The following is a 13,065-nucleotide window of genomic DNA, read 5'->3' as shown; positions in this document are numbered from 1 at the left end:
CTAAGGAGTGTCCCCTAGAAGGCTTTTTGTTTATTTATAATACGTTAAGAGGCTGCTTAGGCGTAGTAGATGACTCATATCGCCCTTTGATTTCAATTTGCCCATTAAAAAAGCCGTTTGTGGATTCATTTGCCCCGTTGTGAGCTTTTCAAAATTTTTACTAGAAATCGATACGGTACAGTCGGGTGCCTGTGCATCCTTTACGACATGTGCGTTATTGCCATCAAATGAAATGAGCGTACTTTCTGCTGTATCGGTAAAGTCAAATTGAATACGTGCATTGTAACCTTTTAAACCAGCTGGGTCTTGCTGAATTTTTGATAAAAATTGTTCCATTGCTTGATTTGTCATCTAACTACCTCCCTGTTTCCTCTCATCATAAATTAATTTCTAAAAATTTACAATTCATCCGCAAGGAAATCGACAATATCGTCATGAATTTCAGGAATACGCGCTAATGATAAAAGATGCCCGGCCTCCTTATAGCCACGTAACTGCTTCGTTGTAGAGGCAAGTCCATCATAAATTAACTGGGCACTATGCTGATAAATGTGCGCGTCCGCTTCGCCGTACAAGATAAGGGCAGGACAGTTGATATTCGCTAGTAAATCAGATGTCGCTAAAATAAATTGCTGCAACGCATGTAATTTATGCTCAGGACGAGGGAAGTGCGTCGCCACAAAATGAAAGGCTTCTGGCTCAGGGATGTCGCGCATGCGTAAATAATATGTTGTATAGGCTTTTACGCGTGACTCTAGGCCGCTAAGCTCCCGTTCGACAATGGGCGATGACATCGTCACAAGTGCTTGCGGTGCCACTTCATCTGCTAAATGGAGTGCAATGACGCCACCGAGTGATTGACCGACAATCACAATTTTTTCATAGTCTTGCTGTTGTAAAAACAAATACGCCTCGCGCGCTGTTTGTAGCCAGTCTGCAATACCTGTTTGGAAAAATTTTTCTGGATGCTGCCCATGCCCTGCATAAATTGGTGCAAGACAAGTAAAGCCTGCTTTATGTAAATGTTTTGCTGTACGTTTCATTTCATTGGCTGTGCCCGTAAAGCTATGAAGCAGTAGCACTGCATGTTTACCGCCTGCTAAAAATAAGCGCTCAGGGGATTTAATGTTCATGTTGTAACCTCTTTTCTAAAAAAAGACTATCACACAATGAAATGGAGGTATAATACATTATTTTTAATAAAATCATGCGAAAAATGCATAAGTGAAATGTGTATATATTTTCTAATCTAGTACTAAAAATCTAGTATCTATGAGCTGTTCGCCCTGAATTAAGCAAAATTTCTAAATGGAAGCGCTTTAATGGAGTATAATACATCGTAATCATAAAAATCATGCGCAAGTTACATAAGGGGTGACGTGATAATGGAATGGCATCATTTTCATTATTTTAAAGTTTTAGCAGAGATGGAGCATATGACGCGAGCAGCAGAGAAGCTTTCGGTATCACAACCAGCATTAAGCCGTGCTATTATGCGAATTGAAGAGGAATTGGATGTGTCACTATTTGATCGTAATGGCCGTTCCATTCGATTAAATAAATTTGGCGAGCTCTTTTTAGAAAGTACCAATCGCATCATTTTAGAAATGGAAACAGTCAAAACACGTTTGTCAGAAATGAGTGGTGTTGAAACCGGTGAGGTAACGCTTGGATTTCTTCATACGGTTGGTGCGACTTATTTATCGCTCTTTATGAAGCAATTCAAAGACACCCATCCGAATGTGCGCGTGAAGCTCGTTCAAAACAATTCACAGGCACTCAAAAATTTATTAGCACAAGGTATTATTGACCTATGTGTCACAACGCATGTAGCCACTGAAAAAAATATTGAATGGCAGCCGCTATTAACAGAGGAATTATTTGTGACGTTGCCACGGACACACCGCTTCGCAGGGCGAGAAACATTGACCGTAAAAGAATTACAAGACGAAACGTTTATTTTATTAAAAGAAGGCTTTGCGCTTCGTCATTTATCAAATGATTTATTGAAAGAAGCGGGCATCCAAGTAGCCATTAGCTTTGAAGGAGAAGAAGTTCAAACGATTGCTAGCTTCGTTGCAGCAAATCTCGGTATTTCATTTTTACCAAAATTAACGCATTTAGCCTTTAATGATCTCGTGCAAATTCCGATTGAAGGAAAAAAAGCAGCGCGTCATATCGGCATTTGCTCAAATAAGGAAGTCGTCGAAACAGCTGTCGTGCGGGAAATGAAAGAGCAGCTTGTTCATTATTTTAAAGGGTTTCCAGAGCTGTAAGAGATGCTAAAGGGTAGCTGCTCTTAAAGAAAAGGCACCCAAAAACAGTATTTTGGCCGTATTTAAAACTGCATTGAAACGTTCTTCATTTCATTATTTCCTCAAAAGAAGTATGATAAAAATAATACTTTTTTGATGGTTTTATCCATTTTCGATGAATTAGTGGAAGATTATCACGTACCATTTTTATGGCTTGTTTTTCCGCTTATTTTATTGGCCTTAGCGATTTTTTCATACGTTAAACGAGAGGCCACCGATGACAAGTAGATACATACTAAAAAGAGGCTTTGACATACGTATAAAAACAACCGTTCATATGAGCATAAGAAAAACCGGAATCACGCTATAGCGCGATTCCGGTTTTTCGTTGCGAACGCTAAAAAAGGAACATGACGTGTTTTATCCCAGCCTCTTTTTACATATATTAGCCGTTTAAAGTCGCAACTTGTGCGAGCTGTGTGCTCATTTCCTGAATATGCTCAACCGCTGTTGTGACAGAATCACTCAAGGCTTTTTGTGTAGATACAAGGGAATTAATACGGTCCATATGCATTAAAATCGTATCAATTTGCACTTTTAAATCGGTTAAACTTTGCTCAATATCTTCTGTAGCACCCGCACTATTTAGCGCTAGTTTACGCACCTGATCCGCAACGACGGCAAAGCCTTTTCCTTGTTCACCCGCACGCGCAGATTCAATTGCGGCATTTAAGCCCAATAAATTCGTTTCATCTGCAATGCCACGAATCATCGATGAAATATTTTGGGTATTGTCCGCACGTTGATGAGCATCAATTGCGGCATTCGCTGATTGCTGCTGAGCATTCGTCAATTCGCCTACATGATTGTGCATATCCTGCATAGCATAGGTCATTTCATCAATGCTTGCATTTAATTGTTGGATGCCTGCTTTCATTTGTTCCGAACGTTCTTTTTCCTGACTTTCTAGTGTAATATCACGCATTACACCGACGATATGTTCCACGATGCCATCTGTATTACATGTAATAATAATCCGATTGCTCATCGCAATATATTGCCCGCGGCTATCTCTTACGCGGTAAAGTAACTCGCATTGTGCTTTTCCGTTTTGCTTCGCTTCTCTAAAACATATTTTAAATATAGGATTTGTGCCATCGCGGTCTGTTGGATGGATGAGATTTGCAAAATCCTTATACGTTTGTGGCTGTGTCGTTTTCGTATAACCAAAAGCTGTTAAAAATTGCTCTGAAAACCACACGGTATTTTGAGCATCTGCTAAGTTTTGTGGATTTTTCACTTGGACATGCCAAGGTGATTCATACATGACTTCGGTAATTAATCCATGTTTTTCAAGTAGTTGCACTGAGCGCTGCTTTTCAATATGTTGAGCGGTTAGATCGTGAATGACGCCATAGCATTTACTAAGTTTTTGCTCCTTATAAAGAAGCTGAATATGACAATCGATATAGCGGATTTCTCCCAGTGGTGTCACAAGGCGACATTGCTCTTCAATACGCTCTGCTGTTGTTTGAAGCGCAGTCGCGAGTGCACTTTTAATATGTACGACATCATCTTCATGAATAAAATGCATAATGGAACGCTTTGTATCATCGCCAAGCGTTCCTATTAGCGCTTTCAATTCATCGCTCATTATTAACTTTGTGTCCGTATGCATCAAATCACCATGCATAACATCTGCAACCCAATAACCAATGTTTGCTGTATTACAAATTGTTGAAAATAACTGATCATGCTGTGCAAGGCGTTCATGCTGCTGTGTTATATAAGAAGTTAGTTTTTGAATAAGTTGTTGTTCGTGAGGAGAGAGGTGTTGAATCGCAGCGGTAAGGTTAAGGTTTCCACCCGCTTCGAGATTTTCGACCAATGATTCGATAACGGCTAAAAGTGGAGAGGAACTAGCCTTTGCTGTTGTTTGTAAAAATGAGAACATATTACCCCTCTTTTCCAAGTTTGTTTATGAATAATTTACTATATTTTGGCATAAAAAACAATAAAAGTTTAAAATTTTATCGATTTAAACCACGAAGGAATGATATGTTGAAAGCCATGGTGGTCCTGAATCATCCGTTCGACATGAGGCAATGTTGTTTGTAATTGGCCGATATTATCCGCCCAAATGATAGAAGAGAAGGCAAGCATACCGGCATATAGCGTGTAAAGTGTCCAAAAATCATCAGGCAAGTGGTGATCATAGTAGCCTTCAAGTAATCCCATGCAAAAAGGAATGCTATGCTCTCTACTAAAGAGACCGAGTTTTACAAAATCCCAAACCGGGTCACCCCAATCAAAGCGCCCAAAATCGATAACACCCGCATAGTGGCGATTATGAATAATTAAATTAGGCAAATGAAAATCATCATGTTGTAAATGCGTAGGGCGCCCGTTTAATAAATGGAGATGTGCATTGATAAATTGCTCGACTGCAGGCATAAAATCATATGTGTATTCTCGTTCATGATACGTTTTTCGGTAACGCTCATATTTAGCTTTTTGATAGCTTGCCCATGTATTTTCCTTTGCTTTAATCGCATGAATGCGACGTAAATCAGCGCTTGCATCCACACCGACTTGATATTGCTCTGTCGCTGTAAGCGTGCCAATTGTATCCTCTGCATCCAATCCTTCTAAAAAGCTCGTTATCATATAATTTGGTCCAATTTCTAGCGGCTCATAGGTCTGTGTACCAGTAGAAAAAAGTTGCTGTAGCAATGAAAATTCCTGCTTTTTTTGTGTGTATTGCTGCGGATCAAATTGTCGATAAAGGCATTGTTTTTGCTCATAATGCACGAGCCATTTTTCTTCTCCAGAAAATCCTTTGGTTATTTTTTTGATTTTTTCCATGTCTACCCTCCGTTATCATTAAGTTGGTCTTATTCTAACGAGAATGATAAAGAAATTCAATAATTGAATAGTGGTTCATAAGGAATTAGCATTAAATGGAATATAAAATATATGTCATACGGTATATTTTTTAGAAAAAAGCTACACAAAGTAGAAAAAATGAGTTAATATGTATAAGAACTAGCGAAAGTGGTTTTTTTATGGAGAAAACTCTACAGGCGTTATTAGGAAATGAAGCGGAAACATTTTCTAGGCTCCTTTGCTAGTCAAATCCCTATTTTTAAATGCCTAACCAGTTGGACGCTGGTGCTAGCCTAAGCAAAAACGTCCAATGCAATTTGTTACACGGTAAATTCCTTACCGCATACCAAACCTCTATCACAAAACAAAGGCGCCTTTTCCATGAGAAAGGGCGCTTTTGTTCCTGTTATAGAGAAAAAAACTGTTAAAGGAGGACACATAAATGCAGCGGGAAATTTCTTTTGCCAATCTACAAACGCATTTACATAGTTGTTCTTTTACACAATTAAAAATGAATTGGATGCAATTAATTGAGGAGTTTTGTACGAATACAACAACCTTTGCCCTTCTTTGGAAAATGTCAGACCGTACGCATTTTGAGCAATTACAGGGAAATGACTATTATTATGAGGTACATGATTTATATGCGCCCATGTCTGAAATTATCAAAATACTACAACAAATGAAATGGCAAGAACGTGGCTATGTACAAAATCTCGTAGAGTCACCAAGTGCGTATGAGGAGTTAATTCAATTAATTTTAAGCATGCTAGAATTTCGGGTAAACAATGCAGAGGCTGAAAAAGTACAACACCGTCTCCTCAAAGCGCATGTGCTCGAGCTCCAAGTAGAAGATGCCACCGTTAATGAATTACTAACACATGCCACAACGTCGATTAAATACGTTCTTTAAATTCTAACAATATAAAAAGCGCGTCTAACCATTTTATTCGTTAGACGTGCTTTTTTGTACGGATTTATTAGCGATAGCTATTAATAAAATCAATTAAAGCTTCTTTTGGTTGATAGCCACCCGTTTTTGCAACTACTTCGCCGTCCTTCAATAACACTAATGTAGGTACAGACATTACTTCATATTCACCTGCAGTAGCAGGGTTTTCTTCGACTTCTAATTTTACAATCGGCACATCAATTTCTTGTGCTAGTTCTTCTAACACAGGTGCTAACATTTTACACGGTCCACACCAAGTTGCCCAAAAATCAACAAGTACAAGCCCTGATTTTGTCTCTTCATAAAATGTTTGATCCGACGCATTCACAATTGCCATCGTTATAGCCTCCTTTAATATTGTCTTTATTTTAGCACGATATGTGTTTAATTACTGAAAGATAGGTTAATTATTTTATAAGGGGGAATCGAGTATGATGAAATTATTATGGATACCCATTGTGCTATATTTAGTCGCATTAGGGGTTTTTATTACAAGAGCAACGAGCCGAGGCACAGATGAAGGTGTTGCAGCTCAAATTTTAGCGGGACAAGGACTTGCTTTACCAGTATTCTTCTTTGCATTTTTATTTATTTGGTTCTTTAATCGTCGCAAAAAACGTCAAGACCATAAAAATAATGTTTAAGGAGGTGTCAGCTTATGAGTGACCGAATGAACAAAGAAGATAAGAAAAAAGATACGGATTTTAAGCGTATGGATAGCCCAGATCAAGTGAATTCAGATACAGAAAGTCTTTTTGATAAGGATGAGGAAATGATGTTCGTTGACCCGATTCCTGTAGAAGAACTAAATGAAAAAGTGAAAGATGAAAAACTGGAAAATCGTGAGGATACGAAAAGCACGTCCTCAAGCTCAAAAAAATATAAGCATGATAAGTAAATTGTGCAAAAAAGCGTTCCCACTAAGGTGGGGCGCTTTTTTTTTAGAAAAAAATTTCCTATTGATGATAATTTTATCCGTATAATGACTTATCTTTTGTATTTTTGCGAGAAAAAGAATTGACATTGATAATCATTTTCAATTATGATTCTTTTCGAGATAAAATGAAAATGATTATCAAAGGGAGTACATAGAAATGATGAAAAAACACTTGCAACGGCGGCAACAGTTGCCTTAACAGCATCAACAAGTTTACCAACAACATTATCAGCACAGGCAGAAACAACAGTAGAAACGACACAATTACTTGTTCAACATAAAGAAAATGCAGAAATTTCAACAAAACAAGCGAAAGCATTGAACGCAGAAATTGTTTCTGAACATGATCAAACAACGGTTATCGACGTTGCTGTATCAGATGTAGATGAAGTAGTTGAAACATTAGAAGCAGATAAAGATATTGAGTTTGTAGAAGAAAACAAAATTTATACAATTGCTGATGATACAGCAATGAATGACGAATTTTATACAAATCAATGGAATTTAAAAGCGATTGATACAGAAAATGCTTGGAAACAAGCTGAAGCCGCTTCAAAAGAAGGTGTAACAGTCGCAGTTTTAGATACGGGTGTGAAAGCAACACATACAGATTTAGCAGGTCGTGTACTTGAAGGTGCAACATTTGTTGACAATGCAGCAGACAATAAAACAGGTAACGATGACCAAGGTCACGGAACATTTGTATCAGGTATTATTGCTGCCAATGCGAATAATAAAAAAGGGATTGCGGGTGTCGCTGGGAAAGAGGATGTCACAATTTTACCTGTAAAAGTGATGGCGAAAAATGGTGAAGGAACAGCAAATGATATCGCTGAGGGGATTCGTTATGCGATTGACCAAAAAGTAGACGTTATTAATATGAGTCTTTCAGGTGAATACAGTGAAGCAATCGATACAGCCGTACAGGAAGCTGCACAAGCAGGCATCGTTGTTGTAGCTGCTTCAGGTAATGGCGGTGGGAATGCAGATACAAATTACCCTGCAGCACTTGATAATGTACTTTCGGTTGGTTCTGTATCCAAATCAGACCAAGTTTATGCTGGCTCGAACACAGGTGAAACAGTCGATTTAGTTGCACCAGGTGTTGGGGTAGTGAGTACATCACTTGCTGGTGACCTAGGGGACGAAACGGGTTATTATACGACAGGCACTGGGACATCTTATGCGGCACCACACGTCGCAGCAGTTGCCGCTTTATACAAAGCACAGCATAAAGATGCCTCTGCAAATGAAGTGTCAGAAGTATTAACAAAAACAGCGACAGACCTAAATACAGAAGGCCATGATAGAGAAACAGGTTACGGTAAAGTAAATGCCGCAAAAGCATTAGAAAATAATGTCTCAATCGATGCCTTCACTGTAAACGCGCCGAAGAAAAACGCGGATGTTATTGGCGTGACACCTATCAGTGTGTCAACAGCAAATGATGCGGTACAAACAATGAGCGTATTTGTCGGTGATAAAGAAGTAACAACAGGTACAGTAAAAGATCATCAATTCACAAGCTCATTTGATACAACGGCATTTGCAGACGGCGATTACGCAGTAACAGTGAAAGCCTATGATAAAGATGGCGTAGAATTAGATGCATCAGAGCGTACAATTCATATTAAAAACGCGCCAGTTTCAGGCTATATGTTTAGTGTTCAATCACCAAACGGTAATGTAGCAAAAGGTGCGACAGTGAAGCTATACGAAAAAGACGATGAAGGTCATTATTCAGAGCTTTGGACAGGCGGTACGGATAATGCAGGTGCTGTACGTGTACCAAGCTATGTCGGCACAGATTTAAAAGATGTGCGTGTTGTTGTACAAGGTAAATTTGACGACGCAGAAGGCAAAAACTCATGGTTCATGTATTCTCGTGAATTAAATACAACAGGTGCAATTACATTAACAAGCGATGATACACAAAAAGTAGCACTTGAAACAACAGGTAAAGACGGCAAGGGCATCGACGGCGCGCAATACTTCATTACAATGAAAGACGATGAAGGAAATATAGTCGGTGAAATGACAGACATTAATAAACTAGGTGCTAGCGAAAGCCCAACCGTTTATTTAGATAAAGGCGCGTACAACATTTTTGCTTATGCAAAACAAGATGGCGATACGTATTTCTTATCTAAAACAGATGAAAAAATCACAGCACCCGGAAGTCTGACATTTGATACAGCACAAGCAGGCCAAATCACTGTGAATAACGATAATGGGAAATTAGAAAATGCGGTGTTATATGTCTATAACGATGCAATGAACGAAGCATTCGGTGAAGGAATCGCAACAGGCCGTCATTTCTATGTAACACCTGGTGACTACCAATACTTAATCGACGCTGAAGTGGCAGATGATACGAATGATGGTAAAGGAAACTGGATTTATTCATTCGCTGAAACAACAAAAGCAACCGTTAAAACAGGAGAAACAACAAAACTACAAGCTGGCGGTCAAGTCGATATGACATTAGAAGCAGACCAAGAAGCAGTCGCACGTTATGCTAAACAACGTAATGTAGCGTATATTGAGCGTGATCAGGCCAATGATGCCTATAAAGCGGATCAAGCCTTCTATACAAAACAAATGTTTAGCGATGCATACGGGAACCAATTAGTAGGGATGAAACGTGGCTCATTAACAGAGGAAGATGCGCTTTACAAAAAAGATGTGGAAACAGGAAAAACCGAAATCAAAGCAGATGACGAAGAATGGAAAATCGAATCAAAAGATTTCGGTAATATTTATGCAAACTATAACATCAAGCGTAATAGTGACGGCAAAGTCTTATTAGATAGTGATACGAAAAATGCTACAAATCCTGCCAATCGTATGTATTATATGTATTCATTTATCGTTTTAACATCTGTAGAGTATACACAAGGTACGTATGATATTACGGTATCAGCGAAACCGAGCCCATTAACACGTCAGGCTGCAGATGCAACAAAAGGTCTTGAAAAAACCTTAACGATGAACTTAGTTGATTCTGGCGCAACATTAGCGCTAAAAGATGCAGAGGGTGCCAATGTCGCCACGTATACAACATTATTACGTGCTGAAAAAGATGAAAACGGCAACATCGAATGGAATCAATACTATAACCGTAACTCAGATAGCACGAAAGTATTAAATATTCCAGACAATTTAAAAACAAGTAGCTTAGAAGGCGGAAATATCGCCATCATCCGCTATAATGTACCAAATTCAGGCGGGAAATTCGGCTTTATCTATCGTCAATTTGACGAATTGTCAGATTTACAGCAAGATATTACCATTCCAGAAAATATGACAGAAGTGACGGTTGATCCAAAAGATGGAGACCAAGCGATGAATAATATTTCGACGAAGCTATTAATGATTAAGAAGAAGGTAACTGTAGACGGTCAAGAAGCGTATCCAACAGCGAATACACTACAAGTGTACAAACATAGCTCTGTCTTTTTAGAAGCAGAAAAAGATAATGGTTATGTTATCGAAGGGAATTATGTGACATTACCAGATGCAGAAGGGAAGCAAGATAACTACTATTTCTTAAATGATAAAGTGACTGTAGATGATACAGAAGGTGCGAATAACACCGTAACATTCAACAAACAAGATTTAGCACAGGTGAAAATTAAAGCAGATACAGAAGGATTTAAAGATTTCCGCGGGGCAATTTTATATCCTTATAATAAATATAGCGATTCATTCACGACGACATTACGTACAGGTCATAACTTCTATGTACCAGCCGATTTAAAAATGAATATGCAAGTACGTCTTGGCTTTGGTGATACGGAAAACAACAATAAAATTTGGAATTACTACTTCTCAAAAGGAACGCGAAGCTTTACAACAGGCGATGTATCTACTTGGAAAGTTGGCGGTCAGTTAACAACTGAGGTTGAGTTACCAAAAACAACATATAAAGCAGGCGAAGAAGTAAGTGCTTCAGCGCATATTAATGATGCGTATGGCAACCAATTATCCTCTGTATTAGTTAACCAAACAAATGACTACACAATTGCAGATGAAGAAGAGCAAGGTTCATATGTTCTTCGTAATGGCCAAGTGTCGTATGAAGTAGCGCATGGTAGTGAAACACACGCCGCTGTATCTGGTAGCGTTAAACCAGTTGCTTCTATTATAGATGCAGAGGGGAATGTTGTATCAAAAGCTTCAGATGAAATGTTCTACAACCATATTCATGGTCTAGATGCACCAACACAAGCAGGCGATTATACATTACAGCTTGCGATTGCAGGTAGCCCATTAGGTGCTGTGAAATCAGCAGCTAAATTCAAGGTAGCAGCATCCACTGTCATTGTGCCACCCAGTAGCACCGACGCCAAATGCACAAGTTTCGGATAAAACAGGTGTAATCACAGGTAAAACAACACCAGGTGCAACAGTAGTTGTGAAAGTCGGGAATAAAGTAATTGGTGAAGCGATGGCAAATGAAGCGGGTAACTTTACAATTAAGGTACCGAAACAAGCTGCGGATACAAAGCTAACACTTATTGCATCTAAAGACGGTAAAGAAACGATAACAACAATTAAAGTAGCAGATAAAACAGCACCAAAAGTAACGTCTGTCAAAGCATCAAATAAAACGAATAAGATTGTTGTCAAAACAGAAAAAGATGCCATAATTAAGCTAACAGTTGGCGGCAAAACATATACGAAAAAAGCCAATAAAGATGGTGAATACACGTTCACAATTAAAAACTTAAAAGGCAATGCAAAATGGCGTATGACTGTAACGGACACGGCGGGTAATGAAACGAAAAAAACAGGTAAAGTAGTCGATGCCGTAGCACCAGCAAAACCAAAAGTAACTACAAAGGTAAAATCATCGACAAAAACAATTAAAGGCACAGCAGAAGCAGGTTCACGCGTTTACTTATACAAACATAGTAAAGTCATCGCAACTGCGAAGACAGATAAAAAAGGAAACTACGTACTGCGTCTACCAAAACAAAAAGCAACAACAACACTTTATGTAAAAGCGAAAGATTCATCAAACAATTATTCAAAAGGTACAAAAATTGTTGTAGCAAAATCAAAATAACTGATAAAAAAGCCGGAGTCACTGGATAAGTGATCCCGGCTTTTTTTAGTATTGTTTTTCAATCCAGTCAATCGCTTCCGTAATTACCGCATCTTTGTCGACCTCATTAAAAATTTCATGCATTAAATGGGCATAAATTTTAAGTGATTTATTTGTAGAATGAATATCACCAAAAAACATGCGTGAATCTTCTTCACTGACAAGGCCATCATCTGCACCATGTAGTAAAAACACAGGGTCTACAAATTGTGCGTGTGCTTCTTTTAACCAGTCCACCCCTTCGCCAAATACGTGATTAATAAGGTCAACGGAAATTTCTTTCTCAACAAGCGGGTCCTCCGTATAGGCTTTTACAACAGCTGGGTCACTGCAGACGCCATCACCTAATTCATTCGCAAAATATGTGCCCATACCATCTAGTGGTAGCTCACCCACAAGCTTCGTATTATAACGAGTTAGCGCTCCAGAAAGCACAAAGCCATTTACCGTACCAGGATATTTTGTGCCATAGGCGGCTGAGGCAAAGCCACCCATACTATGACCAATAAGGAATAGCGGGAGTGGCGGGTTTTCTGATTTTGCCTTGTTGACGATTGTGCGCACATCCTCGATAATATCGTGGAAATCTTTATAAAAAACGCGCTGCCCTTCACTACGGCCATGACCTCGGTGGTCGAAGCGATAGACGACAAAATTCTTATCAAGTAATTTTTTGGTTACATAATCATAGCGACCCGCATGTTCACAAAGTCCATGAACAATTACAATGGTTGCTTGCGGGGTACTTGCTGGCTCATCCTTTCTAGAATAAAGATCGATGCCATCAAAAGTTGTAATTGTCGTTTCATGAAACATATCATCACTCCCTCTATAAATGTTGATATATCAATGGCTCACGCCATTTTTGAGTGTCAAAAAAATATTTTCCAACACGCATATCTAACTTAATTTTGTATTAATTGAT

Annotated in this window: 13 protein-coding genes; 7 read left to right on the top strand and 6 right to left on the bottom strand. The window is 38.7% G+C overall.

The window, feature by feature from the left end:
• Positions 1-30 precede the first annotated feature (30 nt).
• Positions 31-351 carry an SCP2 sterol-binding domain-containing protein gene (locus tag ACFSY7_RS15760; protein ID WP_380148598.1) on the bottom strand — a complete coding sequence of 107 codons (321 nt, stop codon included), beginning with the start codon at positions 349-351 and terminating at the stop codon, positions 31-33.
• 47 nt (positions 352-398) lie between these two features.
• A complete protein-coding gene (locus ACFSY7_RS15755) occupies positions 399-1,133 on the bottom strand; it encodes an alpha/beta hydrolase (RefSeq protein ID WP_380148597.1) in 735 nt (244 codons plus the stop codon).
• A 252-nt stretch (positions 1,134-1,385) separates the two neighbouring features.
• Here ACFSY7_RS15755 and ACFSY7_RS15750 point away from each other — a divergent pair, with 252 nt between their 5' ends.
• Positions 1,386-2,276 carry a LysR family transcriptional regulator gene (locus tag ACFSY7_RS15750; protein ID WP_126991636.1) on the top strand — a complete coding sequence of 297 codons (891 nt, stop codon included), beginning with the start codon at positions 1,386-1,388 and terminating at the stop codon, positions 2,274-2,276.
• A gap of 135 nt (positions 2,277-2,411) precedes the next feature.
• Positions 2,412-2,543, top strand: a complete 132-nt coding sequence (locus tag ACFSY7_RS15745) for a hypothetical protein (RefSeq protein WP_380148596.1) — start codon at positions 2,412-2,414, stop codon at positions 2,541-2,543.
• Positions 2,544-2,700: 157 nt separating this feature from the next.
• Here ACFSY7_RS15745 and ACFSY7_RS15740 read toward each other — a convergent pair whose 3' ends face one another.
• Entirely contained in the window at positions 2,701-4,209 is a 1,509-nt protein-coding gene (locus tag ACFSY7_RS15740; RefSeq protein ID WP_449274630.1) for a methyl-accepting chemotaxis protein, read from the bottom strand.
• 68 nt (positions 4,210-4,277) lie between these two features.
• Positions 4,278-5,120, bottom strand: a complete 843-nt coding sequence (locus ACFSY7_RS15735) for a phosphotransferase family protein (protein ID WP_380148595.1) — start codon at positions 5,118-5,120, stop codon at positions 4,278-4,280.
• A 463-nt stretch (positions 5,121-5,583) separates the two neighbouring features.
• On the opposite strand from ACFSY7_RS15735, the gene ACFSY7_RS15730 reads away from it, so the two are divergent.
• A complete protein-coding gene (locus ACFSY7_RS15730) occupies positions 5,584-6,054 on the top strand; it encodes a hypothetical protein (RefSeq protein WP_126991640.1) in 471 nt (156 codons plus the stop codon).
• A 67-nt stretch (positions 6,055-6,121) separates the two neighbouring features.
• Here ACFSY7_RS15730 and trxA read toward each other — a convergent pair whose 3' ends face one another.
• On the bottom strand, positions 6,122-6,430 hold the full coding sequence (gene trxA, locus ACFSY7_RS15725) for a thioredoxin (protein ID WP_139994142.1): 309 nt from the start codon (positions 6,428-6,430) through the stop codon (positions 6,122-6,124).
• A gap of 94 nt (positions 6,431-6,524) precedes the next feature.
• Between trxA and ACFSY7_RS15720 the strand changes: the two genes are divergently transcribed.
• From ACFSY7_RS15720 to ACFSY7_RS15705, 4 genes are all read left to right on the top strand, one after another.
• Positions 6,525-6,737, top strand: coding sequence for a DUF4017 family protein (locus ACFSY7_RS15720; RefSeq protein ID WP_126991642.1), 213 nt, complete (start codon positions 6,525-6,527; stop codon positions 6,735-6,737).
• Positions 6,738-6,751: 14 nt separating this feature from the next.
• A complete protein-coding gene (locus ACFSY7_RS15715) occupies positions 6,752-6,991 on the top strand; it encodes a hypothetical protein (RefSeq protein WP_233600620.1) in 240 nt (79 codons plus the stop codon).
• A gap of 357 nt (positions 6,992-7,348) precedes the next feature.
• Entirely contained in the window at positions 7,349-11,401 is a 4,053-nt protein-coding gene (locus ACFSY7_RS15710; protein WP_380148593.1) for a S8 family serine peptidase, read from the top strand.
• Entirely contained in the window at positions 11,355-12,101 is a 747-nt protein-coding gene (locus tag ACFSY7_RS15705) for an Ig-like domain-containing protein (RefSeq protein WP_380148592.1), read from the top strand. The genes ACFSY7_RS15710 and ACFSY7_RS15705 overlap by 47 nt, the downstream gene beginning before the upstream one ends.
• A 45-nt stretch (positions 12,102-12,146) precedes the next feature.
• Here ACFSY7_RS15705 and ACFSY7_RS15700 read toward each other — a convergent pair whose 3' ends face one another.
• The gene (locus ACFSY7_RS15700; RefSeq protein WP_380148591.1) at positions 12,147-12,956 is read right to left on the bottom strand and encodes an alpha/beta hydrolase; all 810 of its coding nucleotides are present in this window, start codon (positions 12,954-12,956) and stop codon (positions 12,147-12,149) included.
• Between the last annotated feature and the right edge of the window lie 109 nt (positions 12,957-13,065).

Source organism: Kurthia populi, assembly GCF_042686175.1.
In the GTDB taxonomy this organism is placed as follows: Bacteria; Bacillota; Bacilli; order Bacillales_A; family Planococcaceae; genus Kurthia; species Kurthia populi.
The sequence above is the reverse complement of the archived record's forward strand: the minus strand, read 5'-3'. Positions and strand labels throughout refer to the sequence as shown.

Excerpts from the sequence above, each read along its gene's own strand:
- ACFSY7_RS15760 (WP_380148598.1), bottom strand. The coding sequence starts at position 351 with ATGACAAATCAAGCAATGGAACAATTTTTATCAAAAATTCAGCAAGAC.
- ACFSY7_RS15755 (WP_380148597.1), bottom strand. The coding sequence starts at position 1,133 with ATGAACATTAAATCCCCTGAGCGCTTATTTTTAGCAGGCGGTAAACAT.
- ACFSY7_RS15750 (WP_126991636.1), top strand. The coding sequence starts at position 1,386 with ATGGAATGGCATCATTTTCATTATTTTAAAGTTTTAGCAGAGATGGAG.
- ACFSY7_RS15745 (WP_380148596.1), top strand. The coding sequence starts at position 2,412 with ATGGTTTTATCCATTTTCGATGAATTAGTGGAAGATTATCACGTACCA.
- ACFSY7_RS15740 (WP_449274630.1), bottom strand. The coding sequence starts at position 4,209 with ATGTTCTCATTTTTACAAACAACAGCAAAGGCTAGTTCCTCTCCACTT.
- ACFSY7_RS15735 (WP_380148595.1), bottom strand. The coding sequence starts at position 5,120 with ATGGAAAAAATCAAAAAAATAACCAAAGGATTTTCTGGAGAAGAAAAA.
- ACFSY7_RS15730 (WP_126991640.1), top strand. The coding sequence starts at position 5,584 with ATGCAGCGGGAAATTTCTTTTGCCAATCTACAAACGCATTTACATAGT.
- trxA (WP_139994142.1), bottom strand. The coding sequence starts at position 6,430 with ATGGCAATTGTGAATGCGTCGGATCAAACATTTTATGAAGAGACAAAA.
- ACFSY7_RS15720 (WP_126991642.1), top strand. The coding sequence starts at position 6,525 with ATGATGAAATTATTATGGATACCCATTGTGCTATATTTAGTCGCATTA.
- ACFSY7_RS15715 (WP_233600620.1), top strand. The coding sequence starts at position 6,752 with ATGAGTGACCGAATGAACAAAGAAGATAAGAAAAAAGATACGGATTTT.
- ACFSY7_RS15700 (WP_380148591.1), bottom strand. The coding sequence starts at position 12,956 with ATGTTTCATGAAACGACAATTACAACTTTTGATGGCATCGATCTTTAT.